The 17,844-nt window shown below is 72.2% G+C and carries 15 protein-coding genes; 8 read left to right on the top strand and 7 right to left on the bottom strand.

Going from position 1 to position 17,844, the window contains the following annotated elements; all coding sequences use genetic code 11:
* The first annotated feature begins 3 nt into the window (after positions 1-3).
* The 6 genes from ABFY07_RS06830 to ABFY07_RS06805 all read left to right on the top strand — a co-directional run bounded on the left by ABFY07_RS06830 (position 4) and on the right by ABFY07_RS06805 (position 6,974).
* The gene (locus ABFY07_RS06830) at positions 4-1,155 is read left to right on the top strand and encodes an acyl-CoA dehydrogenase family protein (RefSeq protein ID WP_346173741.1); all 1,152 of its coding nucleotides are present in this window, start codon (positions 4-6) and stop codon (positions 1,153-1,155) included.
* A gap of 87 nt (positions 1,156-1,242) precedes the next feature.
* Positions 1,243-2,352, top strand: coding sequence for a thiamine pyrophosphate-dependent dehydrogenase E1 component subunit alpha (locus ABFY07_RS06825; RefSeq protein WP_346173562.1), 1,110 nt, complete (start codon positions 1,243-1,245; stop codon positions 2,350-2,352).
* Positions 2,349-3,317, top strand: a complete 969-nt coding sequence (locus tag ABFY07_RS06820; RefSeq protein WP_346173561.1) for an alpha-ketoacid dehydrogenase subunit beta — start codon at positions 2,349-2,351, stop codon at positions 3,315-3,317. The genes ABFY07_RS06825 and ABFY07_RS06820 overlap by 4 nt, the downstream gene beginning before the upstream one ends.
* A gap of 15 nt (positions 3,318-3,332) precedes the next feature.
* A complete protein-coding gene (locus tag ABFY07_RS06815) occupies positions 3,333-4,655 on the top strand; it encodes a dihydrolipoamide acetyltransferase family protein (RefSeq protein ID WP_346173560.1) in 1,323 nt (440 codons plus the stop codon).
* A gap of 306 nt (positions 4,656-4,961) precedes the next feature.
* Positions 4,962-5,813: an isocitrate lyase/PEP mutase family protein gene (locus tag ABFY07_RS06810; RefSeq protein WP_346173559.1), complete on the top strand. Its 852-nt coding sequence runs from the start codon at positions 4,962-4,964 to the stop codon at positions 5,811-5,813.
* Between the two features lie 120 nt (positions 5,814-5,933).
* On the top strand, positions 5,934-6,974 hold the full coding sequence (locus ABFY07_RS06805; RefSeq protein ID WP_346173558.1) for a bile acid:sodium symporter family protein: 1,041 nt from the start codon (positions 5,934-5,936) through the stop codon (positions 6,972-6,974).
* A gap of 26 nt (positions 6,975-7,000) precedes the next feature.
* Here ABFY07_RS06805 and ABFY07_RS06800 read toward each other — a convergent pair whose 3' ends face one another.
* The 3 genes from ABFY07_RS06800 to ABFY07_RS06790 form a co-directional block, all read right to left on the bottom strand.
* Positions 7,001-8,191, bottom strand: a complete 1,191-nt coding sequence (locus ABFY07_RS06800) for an alanine racemase (protein WP_346173557.1) — start codon at positions 8,189-8,191, stop codon at positions 7,001-7,003.
* Positions 8,192-8,312: 121 nt separating this feature from the next.
* A complete protein-coding gene (locus ABFY07_RS06795) occupies positions 8,313-9,761 on the bottom strand; it encodes an APC family permease (RefSeq protein ID WP_346173556.1) in 1,449 nt (482 codons plus the stop codon).
* Positions 9,762-9,965: 204 nt separating this feature from the next.
* Positions 9,966-11,033, bottom strand: a complete 1,068-nt coding sequence (locus tag ABFY07_RS06790; RefSeq protein ID WP_346173555.1) for an ROK family protein — start codon at positions 11,031-11,033, stop codon at positions 9,966-9,968.
* A gap of 100 nt (positions 11,034-11,133) precedes the next feature.
* Here ABFY07_RS06790 and ABFY07_RS06785 point away from each other — a divergent pair, with 100 nt between their 5' ends.
* A complete protein-coding gene (locus ABFY07_RS06785) occupies positions 11,134-12,348 on the top strand; it encodes an ROK family transcriptional regulator (RefSeq protein WP_346173554.1) in 1,215 nt (404 codons plus the stop codon).
* Between the two features lie 50 nt (positions 12,349-12,398).
* Here the strand turns inward: ABFY07_RS06785 and ABFY07_RS06780 are convergent, their stop codons facing one another.
* Together ABFY07_RS06780 and ABFY07_RS06775 are read right to left on the bottom strand one after the other, a co-directional pair.
* Complete coding sequence (locus ABFY07_RS06780) at positions 12,399-12,614, bottom strand: hypothetical protein (RefSeq protein ID WP_346173553.1); 216 nt, start codon at positions 12,612-12,614, stop codon at positions 12,399-12,401.
* The gene (locus ABFY07_RS06775; RefSeq protein WP_346173552.1) at positions 12,611-15,139 is read right to left on the bottom strand and encodes an FtsX-like permease family protein; all 2,529 of its coding nucleotides are present in this window, start codon (positions 15,137-15,139) and stop codon (positions 12,611-12,613) included. The genes ABFY07_RS06780 and ABFY07_RS06775 overlap by 4 nt, the downstream gene beginning before the upstream one ends.
* A 220-nt stretch (positions 15,140-15,359) precedes the next feature.
* On the opposite strand from ABFY07_RS06775, the gene ABFY07_RS06770 reads away from it, so the two are divergent.
* Complete coding sequence (locus ABFY07_RS06770; RefSeq protein ID WP_346173551.1) at positions 15,360-16,088, top strand: response regulator transcription factor; 729 nt, start codon at positions 15,360-15,362, stop codon at positions 16,086-16,088.
* A gap of 13 nt (positions 16,089-16,101) precedes the next feature.
* On the opposite strand, the gene ABFY07_RS06765 is transcribed toward ABFY07_RS06770, so the two are convergent.
* Entirely contained in the window at positions 16,102-16,461 is a 360-nt protein-coding gene (locus ABFY07_RS06765; protein ID WP_346173550.1) for an AQJ64_40280 family protein, read from the bottom strand.
* A gap of 79 nt (positions 16,462-16,540) precedes the next feature.
* Complete coding sequence (locus ABFY07_RS06760; protein ID WP_346173549.1) at positions 16,541-17,818, bottom strand: sensor histidine kinase; 1,278 nt, start codon at positions 17,816-17,818, stop codon at positions 16,541-16,543.
* Positions 17,819-17,844: the final 26 nt, after the last annotated feature.

The following is a 17,844-nucleotide window of genomic DNA, read 5'->3' as shown; positions in this document are numbered from 1 at the left end:
TCTGTGAACGTCGAGCGCGAACTGCCGTCCGACGAGGCCCACCAGCTCATCGAGCTGACCGCCGAGATCGCCGACAAGGAACTGGCCCCCCGGGCAGCCGAGTTCGAGGAGCACGACCGGTTTCCCCGGGACGCCTTCACGACCCTCGGCGCGGCGGGCCTGCTCACCCTGCCGTTCGCCGAGGAATACGGGGGAGGGGGCCAGCCGTACACCGTCTACCTCCAGGTGCTGGAGGAGGTGGCCATCCGCTGGGCGGCGGTCGCGGTCGGCATCAGCGTGCACACCCTCTCCTGCCACCCGCTGGTCACCTTCGGCACCGAATCCCAGCAGGCCGAACTGCTGCCCGGCATGCTGGGCGGCGACCAGTTGGGCGCGTACTGCCTGTCGGAAACCCACGCCGGATCCGACCCGGCCGCCATGCGGGCCTTTGCCGCGGCGACGGACGACGGCTGGCTGGCCCGGGGTGCCAAGGCGTGGATCACCCATGGCGGCAAGGCCGACTTCTACACCACCTTTCTGCGCACCTCCGACGACCGTCGCCGGGGCATTTCCTGCTTCCATGTGGCAGCCGACGCCCCCGGCCTGGCCGCGGGGGTCCCGGAGCGGAAGATGGGACTGCGCAGCTCCACCACGGCCACCATGAACTTCGATGACGTACCGATCCCCGCCGACCGGGTCATCGGACGCCCCGGACAGGGCTTGCCGATCGCGCTGTCCGCTCTGGACGCCGGACGGCTCGGCATCGCCGCCATCGCGGTCGGTCTCGCACAGGCGGCTCTCGACCACGCGGTGGACTACGCCCGTGAGCGCGAGACCTTCGACCGGCCCATCATCGACCACCAAGGCATCGGATTCCTGCTCGCCGACATGTCGGCGGCCACCGAGGCCGCTCGCGCCACCTACCTGGCGGCAGCCCGCCGCAAGGACGCCGGCCTGCCCTACAGCCGTCAGGCCAGCATCGCCAAGCTCGTGGCCACCGACACCGCGATGCGGGTGACGACCGACGCGGTGCAGGTCCTCGGCGGCGCCGGCTACGTCCGCGACCACCCGGTCGAACGCTATATGCGGGAAGCCAAACTCACTCAGATCTTCGAGGGCACCAACCAGATCCAGCGCCTGGTCATCAGCCGTGACCTCGCCCGCTCCGCGACCTGAGCGCCCCGCGCAGCTCGCCCACGACCGTACCCCGCCCCACGTTCCCTCACCGCGCCCCGCCGCCGTACCCAGAGACAAGGAGCGACCGTGCCCCGTAGGACCGCCACCGCGGGGGCTGACGATGCCCCGATCCAACTACTCGACGAGAAGGGGAGGTTGAGGCCCGACCGGCGACTGCCACTCGACCTCGGCACCGTCGACGTACCTTCCCTCTACCGTGACATGGCGTTGACCCGTCGCCTCGACGCCGAGGCGATCGCCCTGCAGCGCCAGGGCGAACTTGGCCTGTGGCCCTCGCTGTTCGGGCAGGAGGCCGCACAGATCGGCGCCGGACACGCGCTACGGGACGGCGACATGGTCTTCCCCACCTATCGTGAGCACGGTGTCGCCTGGTGCCGAGGCCTCGACCCGGTCGCGCTGCTCGGCCTGTTCCGGGGCACCACGCTGGGCGGCTGGAACCCGCGGCAGACCGACTTCAACCTCTACACCCTGGTCATCGGCGCCCAGACACTGCACGCCGTCGGCTACGCGATGGGCGTGGTCCGGGACGAGACGGCCGACGGCGCCGCGGTGCTGGCGTTCCTCGGCGACGGAGCGCTCAGCGAGGGCGAGACCAACGAGGCGTTCATCTGGGCGGCCACCCAGAAGCTCCCCGTGGTGTTCTTCTGCCAGAACAACCAATGGGCCATCTCGGCTCCGTTCAGTGTGCAGAGCAGGGTGCCGGTGGCCCGGCGCGCCGCCGGCTTCGGCTTCCCGGGCATCCGCGTGGACGGGAACGACGTCCTCGCCTGCCTGGCCGCCACCCGGCAGGCCCTGGAGACCGCCCGCTCCGGCGGCGGACCCACTCTCGTCGAGGCGTTCACCTACCGCCGCAACGCGCACACCACCGCCGACGACGCCACCCGCTACCGTCCGGCACACGAGGCGGACGAATGGGCCGCGAAGGACCCACTGAGCCGCCTCCGCGTCCACCTCGTCGACACCGGCGCCGTCGAAGAGGGCTTCTTCGACGAGGTCGAGGACGAGGCGCGGGAACTGGCGCAGCGGTTGCGCGCCGGGTGCCGCGCACTGCCCGAACCCGACCCGGACGCGCCGTTCGCGCACACCTACGCCGAGCCGACCGCGGAACTCGCCCGCCAGCTCGGTGAATACCGGTCCTTCCTCTCCCCTCCGGACGGAAATGGAGTCCCCGCATGACCAGGTCCCTGGCGAAAGCGCTCAACGACGGTCTGCGCCACGCTCTCGCCTCCGACCCCAAGGTGTTGCTCCTCGGTGAGGACATCGGGCGGCTCGGCGGCGTCTTCCGGGTCACCGACGGCCTGCGCGCGGACTTCGGCGACAGCCGGGTCGTCGACACCCCGCTCGGCGAGGCCGGTATCGTCGGCACCGCCATCGGTCTGGCGATGCGCGGCTACCGGCCGGTGTGCGAGATCCAGTTCGACGGTTTCGTCTACCCGGCCGTCAACCAGATCGTCAGCCAGCTCGCCAAGTACCGGCACCGCTCGCAGGGCGCGGTGGCCATGCCGGTCGTCATCCGTATCCCGTACGGTGGCGGCATCGGCTCCATCGAGCACCACTCGGAGTCGCCTGAGGCGTACTTCGCGCACACCGCCGGTCTGAGGGTCGTCACCCCCGCCACGCCCGACGACGCGTACACGATGATCGGCCAGGCCATCGCCTGCGAGGACCCGGTGGTGTTCCTCGAACCGAAACGGCGCTACTGGACCAAGGGAGAGGTCACCGGAACCGGCGGGCTCGGGCTGCACCAGGCCGGCGTCGTGCGGCAGGGCACCGATGTCACGGTCGTCGCCTACGGCCCGATGGTCGCCCCGGCCCTGGAAGCCGCAGAGGTGGCGGATGCCGAGGGCCGCAGCGTCGAGGTCATCGACCTGCGCAGTCTGGCTCCGCTGGACACCGCCACCGTCGTCGACTCGGTACGCCGCACCGGGCGCCTGATCGTCACACACGAGGCACCCCTCACCCACGGCCTCGGCGCGGAACTGGCCGCCCGGGTGCAGGACGAGGCCTTCTACGCGCTGGAGGCCCCGGTGATCCGGGTCACCGGCTACGACACCCCCTACCCTCCGAGCCGCCTGGAGGAGGGCTGGCTCCCGGGCCCCGACCGGATCCTCGCCGCTGTCGACCGCAGCCTGAGCTATTAGAAGGGCGGCCACATCATGCCAACCGCCAAGGATTTCCTCCTTCCCGACGTCGGTGAGGGCCTGACCGAAGCCGACATCGTCGGGTGGAGCGTACGGCCCGGCGACGTCGTCGAGGTCAACCAGATCATCGTCGAGATCGAGACCGCCAAGGCCGTGGTCGAACTGCCGTCCCCGTACGCGGGTGTGGTCACCGCGGTGCACGCCCAGGAGGGCGAGACCCTGGAGGTCGGCCGCCCGCTGATCACCATCGAGGTCGCCGACGACGAGCCGGCCGTGGCCCCCGCCACCGCGACGCCACCGGATCCGGTGACCCCCACCGCCGCCGTGGAGGCGCCGGAGGAGCAGACCGCGCTGCTGGTCGGCTACGGCCCGCGCGACAGCCGCCCCGCCCGCCGCCGCCCGCCCCGGGCAACCGCCACCGCACCCGAACGACCCGCCACTTCCCCGGCTCCGCCGGCGTCCCGACCGGCCGCCAAGCCCCCGGTGCGCAAGCTGGCCAAGGACCTCGGCGTCGACCTGGCCACCGTGACGCCGACCGACCCCGGCGGCGTCATCAGCCGCGAGGACGTGCGGCGCGCGGCCCGGGACGACGTCGAGCCGCCCGCCGGGGCCGAAGCGGACGGCCGGACGCGCGGCGAGACCCGGATACCGATCCGAGGGCTCCGCAAGCACACCGCGGCGGCGATGGTCGCCTCGGCGTTCACCGCCCCCCATGTCACGGAGTTCATCACCGTCGACATCACCGAAACCATGCGACTGCGCGAGGTCATCGCCGCGCGCCGGGAGTTCCGGGGCGTCCGGATCTCACCCATGCTGTTCATGGCGAAGGCCCTCATGCTGGCGCTGCGCCGCACTCCGCAACTGAACGCCGGCTGGGACGAGCAGGCGCAGGAGATCGTGCTCAAGCACTACGTCCACCTGGGCATCGCCGCGGCCACCGAGCGCGGACTGGTGGTGCCGAACATCAAGGACGCGGATCTGCTGTCGCTGCGGGACCTCGCCGGCGCGATCGCCTCACTCGCCACGACGGCGCGGGAGGGCCGCACCACCCCCCAGGACATGGCCGGCGGCACCATCACCCTCACCAATGTCGGCGTCTTCGGCGTCGACACCGGCACACCGATCATCAACCCGGGTGAGGCGGCGATCCTCGCGGTGGGGGCGGTGCGCCGGATGCCGTGGGTGGTGGAGGACCATGCCGGGGAACGCGTCGAACCGCGCTGGACGACCCAGCTCGCACTGTCCTTCGACCACCGGATCGCCGACGGGCAGCAGGGATCCCAACTGCTCGCCGACATCGCCGCCGTGCTGCGCGAACCGGGCCTCGCCCTGCTGTGACGACGGTATGGCGGCGCGGCCTTTCGGTCATTCCGAAATGGCCAGTTCCATCCGTGTACGCGTTTCAGTGTGTCGAACCACGGTCGGGCGATGGCCGTATCTGTATCGGAATCCCCAAGGGATGGTTGTGATAAGGCAAAAACTTTCTTAGTGTGCCGCCATCGCACTGGACAGCGCAGACCGGGTGCCCCTTCCGAAGAGAGGCACCCGGCCCGTCTGGTGCGCCACGCACCGCGCGGCCACGGCTTTCGCAGGCAGAAGGCCGCACGGTGGACAGGCCACGCAACCAGTTCCCCGGAGGGTACCGTGAGCCACCCCAATCGGCTACGCCATGCCATCGACACAACCGGCACCACGCCCCTGATCGGCGTGTTCGACATGTTCTCCGCATCCGTCGCCGCCCGGCACTACGACGGGATGTTCATCTCCGGATTCGGTTTCGCCGCGTCCCACTACGGGCTGCCCGACATCGGCTTCATCGCCTGGCCGGACATCATCGCCTTCGTCCAGCGCCTGAGACTGGCGTTCCCGCGACAGCACCTGCTCGTCGACATCGACGACGGCTACGTCGATCCGGAGACCGCGTGCCACGTCGTGCGGAGCCTGGAGGCGATCGGAGCCTCCGGCGTCATCCTGGAGGACCAGAAGCGCCCGCGGCGCTGCGGACATGTCGACGGCAAGCAGGTGCTGCCGCTGGAGGAGTATCTGGAGAAGCTCGAGATGGTTCTCGCCACGCGCCGGGAGCTCGTCGTGGTCGCCCGCACCGACGCGACCGAGGAGAGTGAGATCCTGCGCCGCGCCGAGGCGCTGGCCGCGACCGAGGCCGACGTCGTGCTCGTGGACGGGGTGCGCAGCGTCGACTGGATCCACAGGGTACGGCGCGTCATCGGGGGCAAGCCCCTGCTGTTCAACCAGATCGCCGGCGGGAAGTCCCCCCGGCTGTCGTTGAGCGAGTTGTCGGAACTCGGCGTTGACGTCGCCATCTACAGCACCCCCTGCCTGTTCGCGGCGCAGACCGCCATCGACCGGGCACTGAGGGAGCTGCGGGAGGCCGACGGCCGTCTGCCGCGGACCGGTCCGGACACCGTCGGTGTCGCCGAGTGCCTGGCACTGCTGGAGAAGAACATCAGCCGCCACCACGAACTCGTGCGGGCCTGACACCGGTGCCGTGTCGCCAGGGGGACACCCCCCTGGGCCGCGCGCGGTACCCCGGCCTCTTCCCGGGCCCGGCCTCGGCCGGGCCCGGGTCCCATGACATCCGACCCGAGGCGGGAGCGCATGTCCCCGACCCTCAGCCGCGCCGCGCGTGGTCTGGCGCGCCGCGTCGACTGGTACATCGTCGCGCTGTTCGGCGCGATCGGCGTCGCCACCCTCGCTCCGGCCGAACGGCAGGCGGCGGAGGCCGTCTCCTGGATGACCCATTTGGCGATCGGCGCGCTGTTCTTCCTCTACGGAGCCAGGCTGTCCCCGTCGGCCGTGCTGGAGGGCGTACGGCACTGGCGGCTGCATCTGCCCGTCCTGGCCATGACGTTCGCCGCCTTCCCGCTGATCGCGCTGGCCATCGGGCTGTTACCGGAACGGATGCTCGGTGCCGAGCTGACCGCCGGGGTGTTCTTCCTGGCCGTACTGCCGTCCACCGTCCAGTCCTCCATCGCCTTCACCTCCATGGCACGCGGCAACGTGGCCGCCGCCGTGTGCTCGGCCTCCTTCTCCACCGTGCTGGGCGTCGTCCTCACCCCCGTGCTGGCGGTCCTGCTGATCCGGCGCACCGAGGGCGGCGGCCTCCCGCTGGGCCTCGGTCAACTCGCCGACATCGCGGTGCAGTTGCTGCTGCCGTTCCTCGCCGGGCAGATGGTACGGCGCTGGATCGCCGACTGGCTCCGCCGGTACCGCGCCGTGATCAGCGTCTGTGACCGCGGTTCGATTCTGCTGGTGGTCTACTCGGCCTTCAGCCGGGGCATGACCACGGGCATCTGGCAGCGCGTCTCGCCGGCGCGCATGGCGCTTCTCGGCGCGCTGTGCGTGGTGCTGCTGTGTTCCGCCCTGCTTCTGGCCGACCGCTCCGCGCGGGCGCTGCGCCTGCCCCGCGAGGACCGGGTGACCGCGGTCTTCTGCGGCGCCACCAAAAGCCTGGCCAGCGGGCTGCCCATGGCCTCCGTGCTGTTTCCCGCGGGCCGGGTCGCCATGACCGTGCTGCCCCTGATGCTCTACCACACCCTTCAGCTCGTGGTGTGTGCCTGGCTGGCCCGCCGTTGGCCGACCGCCCACCACGCACCGCACACAGAAGCCGGGGCGGGTGATCCGGCACCCACAGGGTGACGAGCCGTGCGTCCCGGCCGGTGTCTTCACCGCGGCCAGGACGCCGCGGAGCCGTCGGCGGCCCAGATCCCCGCGACCCGGGGGTTGCCGGTGGCCAGTCCGCGGACTCCCGCTGTGTAGGCACGGGTCACAAAGGCCTGGACACGAAACCCGAAGACGACGCTCGTCCCGGTTTCGACGACGGCGTGGGCGGGGACCTCCAACTGGCCGTAGTAGTCGATGGCCTGCGGTGGCGGCAGCGTCGCGTCGAGGGTGGCCGTCGAGGACGGGTCGTGGCCGACGACGGCCTGGACCTGGTAAGGCGGGAAGACCGGGTCGACGTACATGCCGCCGCCGAAGCAGTAGGCGCGTCCGCCGTACAGATGACTGACCTCGCTGAGGTAGCAGACAGCGGGCCGCTCGGGGAGATCGGTGGCGGCGTGCCAGGGTGTGGTGCCTGTCAGCGCGTGGCCGGGTTCCACCTGGGTGACGCCGGCTGACGCGAGTGCGGCGAGGGTCTCGGTGGAGGTGGTGCCGGGGCCGTTGATCTGGATGTTGGTGCGGCCCTGGTCGTGAAGCCGGGTTGCGGCCTGTTCGAGGGTGGCCAGGTTGCGGGTGCGGCGCACGGAGCGCGTCTCGGGGTCGAACAGCAGCGCCGGGAAGGTGGTGATCCCCGCGAAGTGGGCCGAGTCGAGGGCGTCGAGTCCGTCGGCGACGGCGAGGATGTCCCGGGCGGGGAAGCCGCCTTCGTGGCCGGAGTAGAACTCGTCGCCTTCGGTGTGGATGCGGGCCAGGAGCGCTTGGTCGTGTCCGGCGTGGCCGGCGGCCGTGGCGGCTTGGCGGGCCTTGTCGGTGCTGAAGACGGTCCAGTTCGCAGGGCGCATGGCCGCGGCGGCCGCGGCCTCGGCCCGGGGCACCTGGACGAGGTGGCCGAGATGGCCCAGGCGCATCCCGGCTCGGGTGGTGGCGCGGGCGCATTCCATGTCGACGGCGACGGCGGCCTCGATGCCGCCTTCCATGATCGCCTGGCAGGCGTCCGGGTTCCGGCCGATCTGCTTGGTCATGGCGAAGGGGGTCAGTCCGAGCCGGCCGGCCTCGGTGGCGAGGGCGCGCGCGTTGGCACTGATCGTGTCGAGATCGAGTACGTAGGTGTTGGACGGAAGGTGTCCGGACTGGTGGAGGGCGATCGCGGCGCTGATCAGTGCGGGGTTGCGTCGGCGGAGGACGTCGAGGAACACGGTGACTCCAGGTACGAGGTCAACAGCGGTGGTGCGGGTGGCCGCAGTGGGTGAGGGTGACCTTGTTCGGCCCGGCGGGCCGGGCAGGGGCGATGCCCAGGGTGGTCGCCGGAGGGGCGGTTCATGATCCGGACTCATGTCCGTCGGGATCGGTGTCGGCCTCGAAGACACGGCCCATGGCGGAGACCAGGGCGGGGCGGCGGGTGCGCAGGAAGACGAGGTAGCCGGCGCCGATGACCAGCCAGGCGGCGATGAGGTAGGGCACGAGATTGTTGGGCCAGGCGGGGGCGGGGTGGAGCTGGCCCCACACCGGGAGCAGCATCAGGACCGCGGTCAGCGCGGGAAGCACGCCGAGGCGGATCCACCGGAACTCGCTCCGGTGCTCGCGACGGTAGAAGCGGATGACCGCCAGGCTGATCAGGATGTAGATCAGGATCATGCCCAGGCCGAGGACGGTGCCGGCGAAGCCGTACACGCCCAGGGGGCCGAGCTTGAGGCCGAGCAGGAAGGTGAAGGCGAAGGAGAAGAGCATGTAGGCGCCCAGGGCGAGGTGCGGGACGTCGCGGCGGCTGGTACGGCCGAGGGCGCGGGGCAGGATCCCTTCGCGGCCCATGGAGAACAACACCCGGACGAAGGAGTTCGAGCCGGAGACGAAGTTGGCGAACTGGCTCACGATCACCGTGAGCATCAGTGCCCATGTGATGCCCCAGTACCGCTGGGACAGCGTCGTCCACGGCGATTCGTCGCCGGCGAAGGCGCCCGCGTGCGCCGGGCCGAAGCCGATCGCGGCGCCGTAGGCGGTGAGGACGTAGAACAGGCCGATCACGATCACCGCGCTGAACAGGGCGAGGGGGATGGTGCGCTTGGCCGCCTTCGCCTCCTCGCCCAGCGTCGCGACCGATTCGAAGCCGATGAACATCAGGATGCCCCACAGCATGCCGGTGCCGAGTCCGGCGGTGCCCTTGAGGGAGTGCCCGGGGGCGAACGGGGCGAGGCTGAGCCCGTGGTCGCCACCCTTCCCGAGGACGGTGAGTGCCAGCCCGAGCATCACCCCGACCTCCAGGACGAGGAAGACCATGGCCACCTTGGCGGAATCGGAGACCCCGGCCGCGTTGATGCCCCAGACGATCAGCCCGAACACCAGCGTCATGATCTGCCAGGCGATGTGCACGTGGAACTGGACGGCCAGGAACTCGGAGCTGAAGGAGCCGATGGCGGCGAGCAGCATGGGCGCGACCATGCCGTAACTGAGCAGCAGCAGCCAGCCGGACAGGAACCCGCCCGACGGGCCGAACCCGTGCGTGTTGAAGGTGTAGGCGAACCCGGCGGTGGGGATCTTGCGGGCGAAGGCCGCGATGGTGTTGGCGACCAGCAGGCAGGCCACCAGGGCCAGCAGGATCGACAGCGGCAGTGCGTATCCCGCGCCGGCCGCGGCCGCCGGGGTGTTGAAAGCGACGCTGGTGGCGGGGCCCATGAAGGCCATGCACATGGCTACGGATCCCGCGATGGACAGCGTGTTGCGGCGCAGCGATTGGCGTGGTCCGGTCTCGGTCGTGATCGTGTCGGTCATCGGTGTTCCTGTACGGGGGAGGGGTTCACGGGGCGGATCCCGCGAGGGCCGTCGGTGTGCGTCGCCGCGGGTCAGGGCGCGGGGGACGTGGCGGGCGCGTCGCGGGCGGGGTGACGGGGCTGTGCGGACGGGGCGGCGAGGCGCCGGAGTCCGGGCGCCTGGCCTGGAGGAAGGCCGGGGCGGCGAGGATAAGTGCACGTTAGATCACCTCCTACCAGATGCCCCAGCGCATTGGACAGGGTCACCTGCCGCGGACTGCGGGCCGGCGGGTCCTGGGTCCGCCCGGCGCCGCGGGCCGGCCGGGCCGCTTCGGTCGCCTGGGTGCCGCCCGCCGTGGGCCGCGTCGAGGTGGTCCAGCGCCAGAGCCACGGCACCGTAGAGCGAGGCATCCTCGACGAAGTGCGCCACAGCCACCTGCGGTGGGAACGGCACCGTCCGAGCGAGGTGGGCGGTCAGGGTCGGCAGGATGGTGTCGGCGGACGCCATCATGCCGCCGCCGACAACGATCCGCTCCGGGTCGACGAACACCGCGATGTTCGAGATCGCCACAGCCAGCGCGCCAAGGGCCGCACGGACGATCCGCCGAGCAGCGGCGTCCTGCCGCAGAAACAGGGCCTCGGCGGTGAGGCCGACGCCGAGCAGGTCGCTCGCCCGCTCACCGAGCGCCTTACCGCCCACGATTTCCTCGAGCGGCGCATGGCCCTCGGCCACGGCGTCGGCACCGGCCCCACCAGGGTCGACATACCCGATCTCGCCCGCCGCCCGGTGCGCTCCGGCCACCACGCCACCGCCGATCGTCAGGGCGGCGGCGACGCCCGTGCCCAGGCTGACGTATACGCCCGGATCGACACCTCGCAGCGCCCCGAAGCGCAGCTCGGCGAGAGCCCCGGCCCGTACGTCGTTGCAGACCGCAACCTTCTCGGCACCGAGAGCACGTTCAAGACGCCGCGCCAGCGCGATCCGCTCCCAGCCGGGAAGGTTCGGTGCCAGCAGGATCCGATCACTCTGGATCACGCCCGGACTCACGGCCGCGTAGGCGCCGACCGCCATTCCGTGCGTCCGGAGCGAGAGTCGTTCCAGGCGTCGCGCGGCTGCGACGGCACGGTCCAGCGCCTGGTCGGGCCCCTGGTCGGCGCGGGTTTCCATGCGGACCCGCTCCAGGACGGTGCCCCGGGCGTCGGCGAGCGCGACTTCGATCTTGGTTCCGCCGAAGTCGATGCCGACCACCGTCCGGTCGGCCACGGCTTCTCGGTTCTTCGAGACCTGCGACATAATGAGGAGTCTTTAGTTAGGACTCTTTAGTGTCAACCCCTGGGCTCGGGATCCCTCCCGACGCCTTAGGCTTTCGTCCGACGACTACAGAGGTGAAGCGATGGATTTCCCTGGGCAGCCTTCCGGCCCCCGGTCCGCCGCGGTGGCTCCCTCGCTGCTGCGACGGATGAACCAGCGGCTCCTCCTCGACCTCCTCTTCACCCACGGCCCCGCCATCCGGCCCCAACTGGCCCGCGACGCGGGCCTGTCCCTGCCGACCGTGATCGCCGCACTGAACGATCTCGAAGAGGTGGGTCTCGTCCGCACGGCCGGACGCCTGGAATCGCCGCAGGGCCGCCCGGCCACCGCCTACGAGGCCGACCCCACAGCGGGAACCGTGGTCGGTGTCGACATCGGCCACGACTGGCTCCGTGTCCTCGTGGCCGACCTCGCAGGCTCCCCGGTCAACCGGCTGGACGTGCGCAACACCGCCCGCAGCGCCGGCGCGCTCGTCCAACTCGTCGCGCGCACCGTGGCCGACGCGACCGAGCGGGCGGACCTGGAACCGTCCGCCGTCACCCACACCGTCATCGGATCACCCGGCGTCTTCGACCCCGAGCGCGGACGCATCCGGTACGCCGCCAACCTCCCCGGATGGCAGCGCGCGGGGCTCGCCGAAGCACTCAAGGAGCGCCTTGGAGCCGCGTTGACCATCGACAACGACGCGAACCTCGCCGCCCTCGGGGAGCACACCTATGGCGCCGCCCGCGGCGCCCGGCACTTCGTCTTCATCACCATCGGCACCGGCCTCGGCCTCGGCCTGGTCCTCGACGGCAAGCTGTACCGCGGGCTGAACGGCGCGGCCGGCGAAGTCGGCTACCTGCCGATCGGCGACCAGGTCCCCGAGGCGCAATCCGGCCGGCCGAGACGCGGCGTGCTGGAAGAAAGCCTCGCCGCCGACGCCGTGGTACGTCAGGCCGTCGAGCACGGCATGGCCGGATCCCTCACCGCGGAGTCCGTCTTCGCCGCGGCCCGCGAGGCGGACCCCCGTGCCCGGGCCGCCGTCGACGCGGTCTCCACGCGCCTGGCCCAACTCGTCGCCAGTGTCCTCGCGTTCATCGACCCCGAACTGATCGTCATCGGCGGCGGCATCGGGCAGAACCTCGACCTCCTCGAACCCGGCATGAGAACTGCCCTGGCGTCGATCACCCCGATGCGCCCGACGCTGACGGTCAGTGCCCTCGGCAACGAGGCGGTGGTTCGCGGGGCGGTCGCCACGGGCCTCACCATCGCCCGCGAGACGGTGTTCAACTCGCTCACCACCAAGAGTGGTTGAGGGGACGGGCGCGGACATTGAGGCGGCGCCCGACCTCGGGCGCCGCGCGGTCAGGACGCGGGGACGGGCGACTCCGGCGACCGGCCGGCGGCCCGGTACGCGGCGAGGTCGCGCTCGGTCTCCTCGTCCACCAGCTCGTGGTTGAGGGCGAAGGCGGCGGCCATACCGGCCGCGGTGATGGCCTGGGCACGCGAGTCCACCACATTGCCGACGGCCCACAGGCCGGGGCGGCTTGCCGTTTCCGGGAAACGTCCGGAACGGATCACCCGACCTCGCCGGCGATCGCCCGTGTCACCGGCACAGCCACCGCCCGCGCACCCGGGCCGAGCGCGGCGAGCACTCCGACGACGCCCGCGCCGACGAGCAGAGCCGACAGGGACATCCACGGCACCGAGACCACCGCCCCGCTCTGTCCGGCCACCGCCGCCACCCCCGCCGCGACGCCCGCGAGGATGCCCGACCCGGCGCCCAGCGCCGACACCACCACCGACTCCACCCACAGCAGGGAGCGCACCCCCGCCCGGTCGAGACCGACCACGCGCAGCAGGCCGATCTCCCGGGTCCGCTCGAAGACCGCCATGCTCATGGTGTTGGTCACGCCCAGCGCCGCGACGACGGCCGTGACACTGAGCATCGCGTACAGGACCGACCGCAGCGCGCCGAAGCCCTGCCCCGCGTTCCGTACCGCGTCCACCCGGTCCTCGACGAGCAGCGCCGGATTGCGCAGCGCCCGCCGGATCTCCTCCTTGGCGGCCGCCGTCCGCCCCGCCTCGGCACGCACCAGCACCGAGGTCACCTCGACGCTCGGCGCGCCCTTCCCGGTCACCGCGCTCTCGGGCAGCAGGGCGGGGCCCAGGGACTCGGGCCCGTCGTAGACCGCGACGATCTCGCGTTCCAGTGCCGGGCCGGCCGGGGCGCCCGCGTCCGACAGCCGCCTGCCGGTGAGCCGGTCGCCCAGCCGCCACCCGTGCTCCGCGGCGAGGTCCCGGGTGACCGCGATGCCCCGGGGAAGGTCGGCCAGGTCACCGGTGTGCACCGTGAGATCGGCGAGGCGGCCTGGGCCCACGGCCTCCGGATCCACGACGGCGGCCCACACGTCCGAGCCTTCGCGCAGGCGGAGCCCGACCTCTCGCACCGAGCCGGCCGCCGCCACGTGCGGCAGCCGCGCCACTTTCGCGGCCGTGCGGGCGTTGATCTCGGCGAAGTCCACTGCGGTGATCCGCAGGTCCGTCGGCATGGCCGCCTCCGCTTCCCGGCCCGCCGTGGCGCTCAGCGAGGACAGCCCCACGGTGACCGCGCTGACGAGCGCCAGGCACACGGTGAGCGCCCCGGCGGTCGCGGCGGTGCGCCGGGGATTGCGGCACACGTTGGCCAGCGCCAGGGTTCCGCTCATCCCGGCCAGACGCCTCGCCGGCGCGCGCAGCACACGGGTCGCGGCCCTCGCGGCCTGCGGGGCGAGCAGGATCAGCCCGGCCAACAGCACCGATGTGGCGACGCACAGGGCCCCGAGTTCCCCCTGGCCGGCGATCAGCAGGAGCGCGCCGGCCGCGGTGACGGCGCTGCCGATCCGGTTTCGGCGCCGCAGGGAGACGGCCGGGTCGGGCACGCTGGTGCGCAGCGCCGCGACCGGGGCGACGGCGGAGGCCCGCAGCGCGGGGAGGTACGCGGCGGCGGCCGTGAACCCCACGCCGACGCAGAGGGCCGTCAGCAGCGGGAGAGGGGAGAGGACGTCCAGTGGAGCCGTGCTCGCCGGGCCGGCGGCCGCCGGGAACAGGTCGGCGAGCAGCGTGGCCACACCGACGCCGAGCGCGTATCCGGCCACGGCCGCCGCGGCGCCGACGACGGCCGCCTCGGCGAGCACCGTGCCCAGCACCCGGCGGCGGCTCGCTCCCACCGCGCGCAGCAGGGCCAGCTCACGGGCACGCACGGTGCCGAGCATGGTGAAGGTGTTGCTGACCAGGAAGGCGGAGACGAACAGGGCGATGCCGGCGAAGAGCAGCAGCAGCGTGCCGAGTTTCCGGCGGTCGGGTGCCTCGGCGGCCTCCGCGTCGAGCCGCGCGCGGGTGACCGCCTCCAGACCGCGGGGCAGGGCGCGGGTGACCCGCTCGGCGAGCGCGGAGGCGGAGGTGCCCGGGGCGGCGGTGAGCGTCACCGACGCGTACCGGCCGGGCGCCGGCGCGAACAGGGCGCGCGCCGTGGGCTCGTCGAATGCGATGACCGTGCCACCGTCGGCGGTGGCGGGGTCGTACACGGTGAAGGTTCCGGTGAGCCGGGCCGAGCGGACCTCACCGGCGACGACGACCCGTACCCGGTCACCGACCCGGTATCCGGCCCGCCGGGCCGACCACCGGTCGACGGCAACCTCCCCGGGGCCGTGCGGGCCGCGCCCCCGGGTCATCGGGTAACGGGGATCGGGGCCGTGTCCGCGCGGTACGAAGTTCACGCCGGTGGCGGCCGACGGCGGCCCCACCAGGGAGCCGTCGCGCCCCACGAGGAAGGCCCGGCCCCGCAGGGTGCCCCGCGCCGCCGTCACCCCGGACAACGCGGAGAGCCGGTGCCGCAGCGCCTCGTCCGGTGCCGCCGTCCCCTCCGCCGGGCCGGAGCCGTCCGGGCGTACCTCCACCGACACGTCGGGGCGCGAGGCATGTTGGAGCCGGGCGGCGCCGCGGGCCAGGGACTGGGTGTACAGCAGCGAGCCGCTGACACAGGCGACCCCGATCAGTACGGCCATGGCCGGCAGCAGGAAACGGTGCCGGTCGCGGAACACGGAGCGCAGGACGGCGCGGAGCATATGGGGCCTTCCGATGTCGCGGTCCTGGGAGGGCGGTTGGACCGGGGACGGTGGATGACCCGATCCTGGACCGGGCGGAGAGCCCGGGGGATCAACCGGAAGACCGAATGTCCGGCCACGGGCCACCCCGCCTCGGCCGAACGGTCGAGGCAGGGCGTCGGGGCACCCTGGACCGCTCTTTCCGCACGAGGGGGAGCGGACGAAATGCCACCCTGGACGCATGACTCTCAGCATCCTCATCGCCGACGACCAGCAGATGATCCGCTCGGCCTACGGCATGATCCTCGGGGCGCAGCCCGACATGGAGATCGTCGCCTCCGTCGCCGACGGAGTCACCGCCGTACGGGAGGCCAGGCGTCTGCGCCCCGACGTGTGCCTGCTCGACATCAGGATGCCGGGCCTCGACGGCCTGGAGGCGACCCGGCTGCTGGCGGGCCCGGATGCGGCCAACCCGCTGAAGGTACTCATCGCCACCACCTTCGACCTGGACGAGTACGTGTACCGGGCGCTGCGCGACGGCGCCTGCGGCTTCCTCCTCAAGGACGCTTCTCCCGCGCTGCTCGTCGAGGCCGTCCGGGCCGTGGCCACCGACAACGCCCTGATCTCCCCGGCGGTCACGGTCCGGCTGCTGAAACGCATGACCGACGCCGCGTCCGAGGCGACGTCCGGGAAGACGGCGGACCGAATGCGGGACTCGGCCGAGGCGCGCCCCACGGCTCCGGAAATCCCGCTGACCGAAAGGGAACTGGACGTCGTACGACTCGTCGCACGCGGCCGGACCAACGAGGAGCTGGCGGCCGAACTCCACGTCACCCTCTCCACCGTCAAGACGCACCTGGGCAACGTGCAACGCAAGCTCGCGGCCCGCAACCGGGTGGAGATCGCGGCCTGGGCCTGGGAGCACGGCGTGTGCGTCGGCCGGGGCGCACGGAGCGGGGCACGCGACTGACCCCGCCGCTCCTTCACCCCAGGGCGCCCTCGAGAGCCGTCCGCGCGTGTTCCCCCACCATGTGATGCACCGTCATGCAAGGCAGAGCGGGCAGCTCTGCCCAGTGGGTGACGGGTTCGGCGCACGGGCGGCCGTACGGCAGGCGCACCACACCGTCGGAGTCGACGAAGCAGTCGCGGTACTCGGTCCCGTCCTCACCGATGTGCCGCGTCGTGAAGTGCATCGGCAGCACCACCCAGAACTCCTGCCCGGCCATCGGATCGGGCTCGGCCGTGCGGTCGGGCGGATAGCGGCCCGACGTCGCGGCCGCCACGGGCATGCCGTCCCTCGGCAGCCTCTCGCGTGCGTCCACCCACTTCACCACCGCGTCCACGCCCGCTCCCGTCCGCTCCTCCGTCAGGTACGCCCATTCTCGCCGAGCACCCGGTCGTCGGCGACAAGCACGCCGATCGTCACGCGTCCGGGGTGACGGTCCTCACGTCGTCGTCCCGGAGGGGCAGCGGGCCGGGGAGCGGGATGTGGGCCTCGACCATCCATCCGGCACCGGGACGAGGACCCGCCGTGACCCTCCCGCCCACCATGGCGGCGCGCTCGGACAGCCCGACCAGGCCGTAACCGGTGCGTCCCCGTGGAGGCGAGGCCGGGCGGAGGCCGGCAGGTGCGGCCGCGGACTCGGGCGTACGCCCGACGGGCCGTGGCCCGTCATCGGTGACCGACACCCGTACCACCGGCCAGGTGGCGTCCCCGGCCAGCCGAACGTCGACGGTGACCGCCTTCGCCCCGTGGGCGTGCCTGCGCACGTTCGTCAGCGACTCGCGTACGACCTGGTGCACGGTGGTGGCGACGCCGGGCGGCAACAGGCCCGCGACGAGGCGCGGATCGAGGGCGAGCGTCGTGGCGGGACCCGTCGCCGAGAAGCCCGTTGTCAGGGCACGCAGGTCGGCGAGCCCGGCGCCCGGCTCCGCTGCGGACACCGGTCCCGCCGGATCCCGCAGGACGGCCACCATGCCCCGCATCGACTGCATGGCCTGCGAACCGGCCTCCTCCATGGCCGCGAGCATGCCGTCCAGCTCCTCGGGGCTCGGTGGTCGGCCCGCCGCCGAGGCGAACCGCACGGCCTTGGTCTGGGCGATGATGGCCGTCACGTGGTGACCGACGAAGTCGTGCAGCTCCCTGGCGTATTCGAGACGCTGGGCCTGAAGACCGGACTCGTGCTCCCGCGCCCGGAGCCTGTCGAGCAGTCGCAGGTACAGTCCCAGCGCCGTCGCCAGGGCGGCGGCGCACCAGACGGCCGGGCCGGCGAGTGACCCCACGGGGCCGTACTCGGTCTCCGGGAGCCTCAGGAACATCACGGTCAGGGCGACCAGGGATCCCACGGCCACAGCCGCGGCCGACAGCGGTGGACGCAGGCGCAGCGCACGGGCGATGACCAGCAGGAGCGCGCACGACTCGACCGTACCGAAGGTCACCTCGGGGCGCGCCGTCAGTTGGGTGTTCACCACCGTCACCAGGCAGGACGCGACGATCCCCGCGGCAGCGGTCGGCCCGAAGCGGTCCGGGGGAACCGCGAGTGCGGCCAGGGCGAGGCCACCGGACAGCGTCCAGGCCGCGGCGAGCGGCACCGAGCCGGTGTCCGCGCCCTCGGTCGCCACCGCGGCAAGCAGCAGCACCGCCGTGCAGGCCACCGCGATCCGCCGGCCGTTCACCGGGGTCCCGAAGAGCTGGTTCATGTCCGCACAGGCTACGGCCATCACCC

The organism is Streptomyces sparsogenes subsp. cuspidosporus (assembly GCF_039532705.1).
In the GTDB taxonomy this organism is placed as follows: domain Bacteria; phylum Actinomycetota; class Actinomycetes; order Streptomycetales; family Streptomycetaceae; genus Streptomyces; species Streptomyces sparsogenes.
This window is presented reverse-complemented; position numbering and strand designations above follow the sequence as displayed.

What these genes read in the sequence shown, in the direction of transcription:
- ABFY07_RS06820 (WP_346173561.1), top strand. Translation starts at nt 2,349, where the DNA reads ATGACCAGGTCCCTGGCGAAAGCGCTCAACGACGGTCTGCGCCACGCT.
- ABFY07_RS06815 (WP_346173560.1), top strand. Translation starts at nt 3,333, where the DNA reads ATGCCAACCGCCAAGGATTTCCTCCTTCCCGACGTCGGTGAGGGCCTG.
- ABFY07_RS06805 (WP_346173558.1), top strand. Translation starts at nt 5,934, where the DNA reads ATGTCCCCGACCCTCAGCCGCGCCGCGCGTGGTCTGGCGCGCCGCGTC.
- ABFY07_RS06795 (WP_346173556.1), bottom strand. Translation starts at nt 9,761, where the DNA reads ATGACCGACACGATCACGACCGAGACCGGACCACGCCAATCGCTGCGC.
- ABFY07_RS06790 (WP_346173555.1), bottom strand. Translation starts at nt 11,033, where the DNA reads ATGTCGCAGGTCTCGAAGAACCGAGAAGCCGTGGCCGACCGGACGGTG.
- ABFY07_RS06785 (WP_346173554.1), top strand. Translation starts at nt 11,134, where the DNA reads ATGGATTTCCCTGGGCAGCCTTCCGGCCCCCGGTCCGCCGCGGTGGCT.
- ABFY07_RS06775 (WP_346173552.1), bottom strand. Translation starts at nt 15,139, where the DNA reads ATGCTCCGCGCCGTCCTGCGCTCCGTGTTCCGCGACCGGCACCGTTTC.
- ABFY07_RS06770 (WP_346173551.1), top strand. Translation starts at nt 15,360, where the DNA reads ATGACTCTCAGCATCCTCATCGCCGACGACCAGCAGATGATCCGCTCG.
- ABFY07_RS06760 (WP_346173549.1), bottom strand. Translation starts at nt 17,818, where the DNA reads ATGAACCAGCTCTTCGGGACCCCGGTGAACGGCCGGCGGATCGCGGTG.